Origin of the sequence: Clostridium sp. (genome assembly GCF_036569345.1) — a bacterium.
In the GTDB taxonomy this organism is placed as follows: Bacteria; Bacillota; Clostridia; order Clostridiales; family Clostridiaceae; genus Clostridium_AD.
This window is the reverse complement of the sequence record NZ_DATCQT010000140.1, coordinates 1-7,336: the sequence shown is the minus strand read 5'-3', so window position 1 is coordinate 7,336 and position 7,336 is coordinate 1. Positions and strand designations below refer to the sequence as shown.

Here is a 7,336-nt window from a genome sequence, read left to right as displayed (position 1 = left end):
GAATTAGTAGATGGAGGTACTTCCACACTTGATACACTTGGTTTATTTCTTGATTATAAAAAAGTTATAGTTGTAGATTGTCTAAGGTCAGGTTTAAAACCGGGTACAATTTACAAAATAAAACCAGATGATATTAAAAATTATAAAAAAGAAAATCTTTCTATCCATGATGTTCAAATACTGGACGTCGTAAAAATGGCAAACATGATGGATAAATACCCTGAAGTGGTTATATTTGGAATTGAACCAGAGAAAATAGCCGTAGATCTGGAAATGACACAAACAATGGTTTCTATAATCCCAGAGATAGTTTCTAATATAAAAAAAGAATTAGAAATTAATTAGGAGATAAGTATGCATGAAGTTTCTATAATTCAAAATGTTGTCAAAATAGTAACTGATAAAGCAATTGAAAATAAGTTCACGAAAGTTAATAAAGTATCGTTAAAAATAGGGGAGTTATCTGGTGTAATGCCACAATCCTTAAACTTTGCATTTAAAAGCTGCACAATGAATACAATGCTTGAAGGTTCAACTTTAGAAATAGAAAAAGTCAAGGCAATAGCTGAATGCATTGATTGTAAACAAGAATTCCCAATTGACCATTTTAATAAACTTTGTCCAAGTTGTAATAAATTTTGTTCAAGTATTATTAGTGGATATGAGCTTTATATAAATACCATAGAAGGAGATTAAAATATGAGCGAAATAAAAGTAGTTACCAACATTCTTCAAACAAATGATGAGATAACCGCTAAAAATAAAAAATTACTTGACGAAAAAGGCATTTATGTAATAAACCTAATGAGTTCACCGGGTTCAGGTAAGACTTCGCTACTTGAGCGAATAATAGCTAAGCTTAAAAATGATATAAATATTGCTGTAATTGAAGGAGATATTTATACTACAAAAGATGCGCAGAGGATAGAGGCACAAGGAGTTCCTGTGATTCAAATCAACACCGGAGGAGCGTGTCACCTTGATGCAGAAATGATAAAAGGTGCATTAAATTCATTAACTCTTGATAAGGTTGATTTGCTAGTAATCGAAAATGTAGGTAATTTAGTGTGTCCTGCAGAATTTGAAATTGGTGAAGATATAAAGATTTCTGTTTTGAGTACCACCGAAGGAAATGACAAACCACTTAAATATCCACTGATGTTTGAAAAAAGTGGTGCAATTATTTTGAACAAACTAGATTTAATAGAATTTACTGATTTTGACAAAAAAGAGTTCTACAGAGATATAAAATCTTTAAATGCTAATGCGGATACTTTTGAAACATCTTGTGTTAAAAACCAAGGTATAGATGAAATATGTTCATGGTTAATGAGTAAAATACAAAATAAAAAAATAAAGATTAAATAGGAGGAATTTTATTATGCCAAGAATAGGTTTTCCAGAGCTTGCAATAATATTAGTTATTGCACTTATAATTTTCGGACCAGGAAAGTTACCGTCACTCGGTAAGTCAGTTGGTGAAACAATAAAGGAATTTAAAAAGGCTTCATCAGAGCTAATGAATGATAACAAAGCAGAAGCTAAAGAAGAAGTTAAAGGAGCAGAGACCAAGGCAGAAGTTAAAACAGAAGAAACTAAAAAAGAGGAAGTAAAATAATTTTTAGGGAGAAAAACTATGATAAAGAGCGAACTAATTGTTCAGGCTGCCCGTTGGCTTGAGAAATTTAGAAAAATTATCCTTTGGATAGTTTTAATTGTTATAGCAGCAGCCTCTCTTGTATATATCGAATCAAATCTGTTGATTAATATACTTACAAAACCGCTTAATGGAATACAATTACATTTTATGACTCCGTCTGAAGGATTAATGGCAAAGATAAAGGTTTCTTTCTTAGGTGGACTCGTATTAGCTTTACCTGTGATTACTTTTTTAACAATACGATTTACTGGACCTGTACTAACAAAGAAAACTAAGAGACTTTTAATATTTCTTATTATACCTTTGTCTTTTGTCCTATTCGTTTCAGGCATGACTTTTGCATATAAATTGGTTCTACCTTCTACTATAAAATTTCTTATTGATTGTGGAGCTGAATTTATGAAACCTACCCTTTCTGCAGATGAATATTTTTCTTTTATAGGAACATTACTTTTGTGTGTAGGGTTAATATTTGAACTCCCTCTAATATTGATAGCTTTATCAAGAATTGGGATTATTACTTCAAAGATGCTTAAAGGAAAAAGGAAGATAGCAGTTTTGTTATCATTTATTAGTATAGCTTTAATGGCTCCATCTTTGGATGCTTTTACTTTTATACTTGTAACTTCTCCAATTTTATTACTTTATGAAATAAGTATTTGGTCTATAGTCTTACTTGAAAAAAAGGATAAAAAAAAGAAAAAGAAAGAACTTGCACAATAGATACAATACAAATTTTATGAGGTGAAGGTATGGCAGCAAATGAAATGTCTGTAGTAGATCATTTACATGAGTTAAGAAAAAGAATAATAATATGTCTTATCAGTATTTCTTCTGCTGCTATTCTTATTTATGATAATGTTATTTATTTAATTAATATACTTATGAGACCTATAGCGAAGTTTAATTTAAGTCTAGCGTACTTTAAATTAACAGAAGGTTTTGTTACAAGAATGGAAGTGTCACTTATAGCCGCTCTAATTATAACTAGCCCTATTATAATATATGAAATATTGGCCTATGTAGGAGTTGGTTTAACAAAGAAAGAGAAAAAGTTTTTATATAAGAATGCATTTATGCTTATTAGTTTATTCATACTTGGTACAGTTTTTGGCTACACAATGATATTGCCACACACACTTGGATTTCTAATTTCCTATGGAATCACTTACTTAAAACCAGTGCTAAATGGTAGCACTTATTTTAATTTCATAGGCGTTTTTTGCCTTTATACAGGTATTATGTTTCTAATACCATATGTATTAGTTATATTAGGGAAGCTTTCTCTCATAAGTTCTAAGATTTTAAGGAAAAAGCAAATTCCAGTTATGTTAGGAGTACTGGTGGTAGAGGGAGTGTTATTACCATCAGTGGATTTTCTTACATTTGTTGTGGCAGCGGCTCCTGTTTTATTTATGTATGAAGTAAGTATATGGGTAATATATTTAAATGAAAGAAGAAAAAGGAGGAGAGAAAATGTGTCTAGCAATTCCAGGAAAGGTTTTAAGTTTAGACGGAAATAAAGGTATTGTAGAAGTTGGAAACATGAAGAGAGATGTTTTTATGCATCTCGTGCCAGAGGCAACTGTGAATGAATATGTACTTGTACATGCAGGTTGTGCAATACAAATGATAGATGAAGATGAAGCGAAAATAACCTTGGATATTTTAAAGGAGCTTGCCCAAAATGAAATTTGTTGATGAATTTAGAAACAATGAATACTCAAAAAAACTAGTTGAAAAGCTAAATAATATTTCTAGTGAAAAGATAAACATTATGGAAGTTTGTGGTACACATACTATGGCTATATTCAGATATGGTATTAGGGACGTACTTCCTCCAAATGTAAATCTGATATCAGGTCCAGGTTGTCCTGTGTGCGTTACACCTCAGAGTTATATAGATACAGCAATAACACTTTCTGAAAAAGAGAATGTAATTATTGCAACCTTTGGAGATATGATGAGAGTTCCCGGGAAAAAAGGTTCGCTAAGCACTAAAAAGGCAGAAGGTATTGATGTAAGGATAGTATACTCACCAATGGATTGCCTTGCTATGGCTTCACAAAACCCTTCAAAAGAGGTAGTGTTTTTGTCAGTAGGTTTCGAAACTACTGCTCCTATGGCTGCGGTTACTGTTATGGAGGCGAAGAAAAATAATATAAAAAATTTATTTTTCTTTACGGCACATAAAATCGTCCCACCAGCTATGGAAGCTTTAGTTCAAGATGAAGACTTGAAAATAGACGGGTTTTTATTACCAGGGCATGTTTGTGCAATTATAGGCACGAAACCCTATGAATTTTTGAGCGAGGATTATAATATTCCTGGAGTAGTTACAGGGTTCGAGCCTATAGATATTCTTCAAGGTTTAAATACATTAGTGAACTTAATAAGTAAAAAGGAATATAAAATTGAAAATGAATATAAAAGAATAGTAAAAACTGAGGGCAATCCCATAGCTTTAGAATATTTAAATAAAGCTTTTGATATTGTGGATAGTAGTTGGAGAGGTCTTGGAAGAATACCCAAAAGTGGTCTGGAATTTAATAGTGAGTATGAAGATTTTGATGCACTTAAGCATTTTAAAATAGATTATGAAGAGTATGATGGCAGTCCTGGATGCAAATGTGGAGAAATACTTAAGGGGAAAATTAAACCAACAGATTGTCCACTTTTTAAAAAACTCTGCACGCCGGAAAATCCAGTTGGTTCTTGCATGGTTTCATCGGAAGGTACCTGTGCAGCATATTATAGATATAACAAAGACACTAAATAACAGGAGGCGTAACAATTGATAATTGTTGCGTGCTTACAAGGAATATAGGAGGGCTTCAAATGGACGACACTATAACTCTAAGTCACGGAAGTGGCGGTGTACAAACTAATAGATTAATTAATGAAGTATTTTTCAAATATTTTGATAATGATATTTTAAATCAAATGAATGATGCAGCTCAAGTAGATATAGATTTTAAAAAACTTGCGTTTACTACAGATTCTTTTGTAGTAAATCCAATATTTTTTAATGGTGGTAATATCGGTAAATTGGCGGTTTGTGGTACTGTAAATGATATTGCTGTAAGTGGAGCAAAGCCACTTTACCTAACAAGTGCGTTTATTATTGAAGAGGGTTTCCCAATTAAAAAATTAGAAGAAATTGTGAAGTCTATGGCTGATGAAGCGAGTAAAGCGGGTGTGAAAATTGTTGCTGGAGACACAAAAGTTGTAGAAAAAGGCAATGTGGATGGAATTTTTATTAATACGTCTGGTATTGGTAGAATTTATGAAAATGCTAATATTAATTGTGCTAATGGGGCAGTGGGAGACGTCGTTATAGTAAATGGTACATTAGGCGACCATGGAATGACAATAATGTGTGAAAGAAATAAACTTGGGTTTGAAGGAAATTTAAAAAGCGATTGTGCTTGCCTTAATTCCTTAGTAGACACAATGCTTGAAGCATATGAGGGTATCCATGTTATTCGTGATGCTACAAGAGGTGGAGTGGCGGCAGTGCTTAATGAAATTAGTGAATTTAGCAATGTAACCATAGCTCTTGAAGAAAATAAATTACCACTTAAAGAAGAAGTAAAAGGTGCTACTGAGATGCTTGGATTAGATCCATTATACATAGCTAATGAAGGAAAACTTTGCGCTTTTGTACCAGAAGCCTACGCTGAAAAGGTACTTAATGCAATGAGAAAACATCCATTGGGTTCTGAAGCCGTAATTATTGGAAAAGTTACGCAGGAATTGGGACAAAAAGTTTATTTAAACACAGTAGTAGGTGGAAAAAGACTAGTTGATATGCCATCTGGAATTCAGCTTCCAAGAATATGTTAAATTTTGCATTACAATTATATGAATACCAGGTCGGTATATAAATTACTGTTTATAAGGAAGATAAAAAGAGTATTTAATTAACCAGGTCGGTATTTTTTAAGTAAGAAACCTTTTGTGGTTTTTTATTTTTTAATGACATTTCTGAAGTCGTTAATATTGAAGCTCAGCAGGAAATTATTTAATTAAAAGATGGTGCGAAGGAGACAACGAATGAATTCGAAAAATCAAGTACCAGAGTGGTTGTTAAACAGTGGAGAAATAGGCATGTGTCCCTGTGGGTGTATAGGTAAAAGGAAGAAAGTCAGTTTTTTAGAAAAGACTATCAAAGGTACTGCTAAACTGTTAAAGGAAGTCATTTTTTTTGAAGATATAGCATTTCAAGATGGTTTTTTACAAAGGTTAGACCCAAGAGTAAAGGTAATATCTTTGATTATACTAATTTTAACATCTACTTTGCTTCATAATGTGATTATATTGATTTTTCTTTATTTAATATCGTGTATTTTAGCAAAGATATCATATGTACCATTAAAATTGTATTTTAAACGGATATGGTTAATTACACCCCTTTTCACAGGAATTGCGGTATTACCATCAATTTTCAACTTTGTTAGGCCTGGTACTAGTTTAATTTCGCTTATAAATTTCGGTCATCAAGTACAGTTGGGTCCACTCACATTTCCAGCCGAACTTACGATTACTTCGCAAGGAGTGTCAGGAGCTATTTTATTAATAATCAGAGTTGGAGTCACAATTTCTCTAGCTTTTTTATTTACGACAACCACCCGCTGGACTAATTTAATGAAGGCATTTAGAGTTTTGTTTTTACCGAAAATATTCATCATAACATTGGAAATGTGTTATCGTTATATTTTTATATTATTAAATATTACAACAGATATGTTCGTTTCTAGAAAAAGTAGAACTTTCAGCAAAATTGATTCAAAAGAAGGTCGCCGTTTTGTCTCAAATACAATTGGAAGCCTCTTTGGTAAAAGTTATGCCCTAAGTGAAGAAGTGTATGGTGCTATGTTATCAAGAGGTTATAAAGGCGAGCCAGTTATTATGAACAGGTTTAAATTTACTTTACTTGATTTTCAATGGATTTTAGGTGTAATAATTTGTATCCTTGCAGCTCTTGGAGGTGAAATTATTCTTGGATAAGGAAAAAATAATGATGCTTCGCGATGTTTCATTTGAATATATAAGGTCTGAACCGGTACTCAAAGATATAAACTTAGATATTTACAGTGGTGAAAAAATAGTTATTTTAGGAGCTAACGGCTCAGGGAAATCTTCACTTCAAAAAATTCTTAACGGTTTGATATTTCCAAATAGAGGTGAGTATAGGGCCTTTGGTCAACTTGTTACGGAAGAAACATTAAATGACGAGCAGTTTGCGCAGGCTTTTCGTCAAAGGATTGGATTTATATTTCAAAATTCAGATGCCCAATTGTTTTCTACCAATGTATGGGAAGAAATAGCTTTTGGACCTTTGCAGATGAAGCTTAACTTTAAGGAAGTAAATGACCGAGTAAATGGAGTTATTCAGATGCTTAACTTGGAATCATTAAAGGACAGGCCACCATATAAATTAAGTGGAGGTGAGAAAAAGAAAGTAGCTATTGCTTCAATATTATCAATTAATCCAGAAGTTTTGATATTAGATGAACCCACTAATGGCTTAGATCCACGCACTCAAAGATGGCTAATAAATTTATTGGTAGAACTTAATAATGCAGGCAAAACTTTAATTACGTGCACTCATAATCTGGACATTGTTGAAGAAATTGCAGATAGGGTAATAGTTTTCAATGAAGATCATGAGAT

The 7,336-nt window shown here is 32.3% G+C and carries 11 protein-coding genes; all 11 read left to right on the top strand.

Annotated features, from left to right (window positions below; genetic code table 11):
- Window positions 1-345, top strand: a 345-nt coding sequence (locus VIM70_RS13615; RefSeq protein WP_331946312.1) for a hydrogenase maturation protease, incomplete at its 5' end; no start/stop codon positions are given.
- Between the two features lie 9 nt (window positions 346-354).
- Entirely contained in the window at window positions 355-696 is a 342-nt protein-coding gene (gene hypA / locus VIM70_RS13610; protein WP_331946311.1) for a hydrogenase maturation nickel metallochaperone HypA, read from the top strand.
- A 3-nt stretch (window positions 697-699) separates the two neighbouring features.
- A complete protein-coding gene (hypB, locus tag VIM70_RS13605; RefSeq protein WP_331946310.1) occupies window positions 700-1,368 on the top strand; it encodes a hydrogenase nickel incorporation protein HypB in 669 nt (222 codons plus the stop codon).
- Between the two features lie 13 nt (window positions 1,369-1,381).
- Window positions 1,382-1,618 carry a twin-arginine translocase TatA/TatE family subunit gene (gene tatA, locus VIM70_RS13600; RefSeq protein ID WP_331946309.1) on the top strand — a complete coding sequence of 79 codons (237 nt, stop codon included), beginning with the start codon at window positions 1,382-1,384 and terminating at the stop codon, window positions 1,616-1,618.
- An 18-nt stretch (window positions 1,619-1,636) separates the two neighbouring features.
- Complete coding sequence (gene tatC, locus VIM70_RS13595) at window positions 1,637-2,383, top strand: twin-arginine translocase subunit TatC (protein WP_331946308.1); 747 nt, start codon at window positions 1,637-1,639, stop codon at window positions 2,381-2,383.
- A gap of 29 nt (window positions 2,384-2,412) precedes the next feature.
- Complete coding sequence (tatC, locus tag VIM70_RS13590; RefSeq protein WP_331946307.1) at window positions 2,413-3,183, top strand: twin-arginine translocase subunit TatC; 771 nt, start codon at window positions 2,413-2,415, stop codon at window positions 3,181-3,183.
- A complete protein-coding gene (locus tag VIM70_RS13585; protein WP_331946306.1) occupies window positions 3,137-3,361 on the top strand; it encodes a HypC/HybG/HupF family hydrogenase formation chaperone in 225 nt (74 codons plus the stop codon). The genes tatC (VIM70_RS13590) and VIM70_RS13585 overlap by 47 nt, the downstream gene beginning before the upstream one ends.
- Window positions 3,348-4,439, top strand: a complete 1,092-nt coding sequence (gene hypD, locus VIM70_RS13580; protein ID WP_331946305.1) for a hydrogenase formation protein HypD — start codon at window positions 3,348-3,350, stop codon at window positions 4,437-4,439. Before VIM70_RS13585 ends, hypD begins: the two co-directional genes overlap by 14 nt.
- 59 nt (window positions 4,440-4,498) lie before the next feature.
- Complete coding sequence (hypE, locus tag VIM70_RS13575; RefSeq protein WP_331946304.1) at window positions 4,499-5,506, top strand: hydrogenase expression/formation protein HypE; 1,008 nt, start codon at window positions 4,499-4,501, stop codon at window positions 5,504-5,506.
- Window positions 5,507-5,716: 210 nt separating this feature from the next.
- On the top strand, window positions 5,717-6,670 hold the full coding sequence (gene cbiQ, locus VIM70_RS13570; RefSeq protein WP_331946303.1) for a cobalt ECF transporter T component CbiQ: 954 nt from the start codon (window positions 5,717-5,719) through the stop codon (window positions 6,668-6,670).
- The coding region (locus VIM70_RS13565) for an ABC transporter ATP-binding protein (RefSeq protein ID WP_331946302.1) at window positions 6,663-7,336 on the top strand (674 nt) is incomplete at its 3' end. The genes cbiQ and VIM70_RS13565, both read left to right, overlap by 8 nt.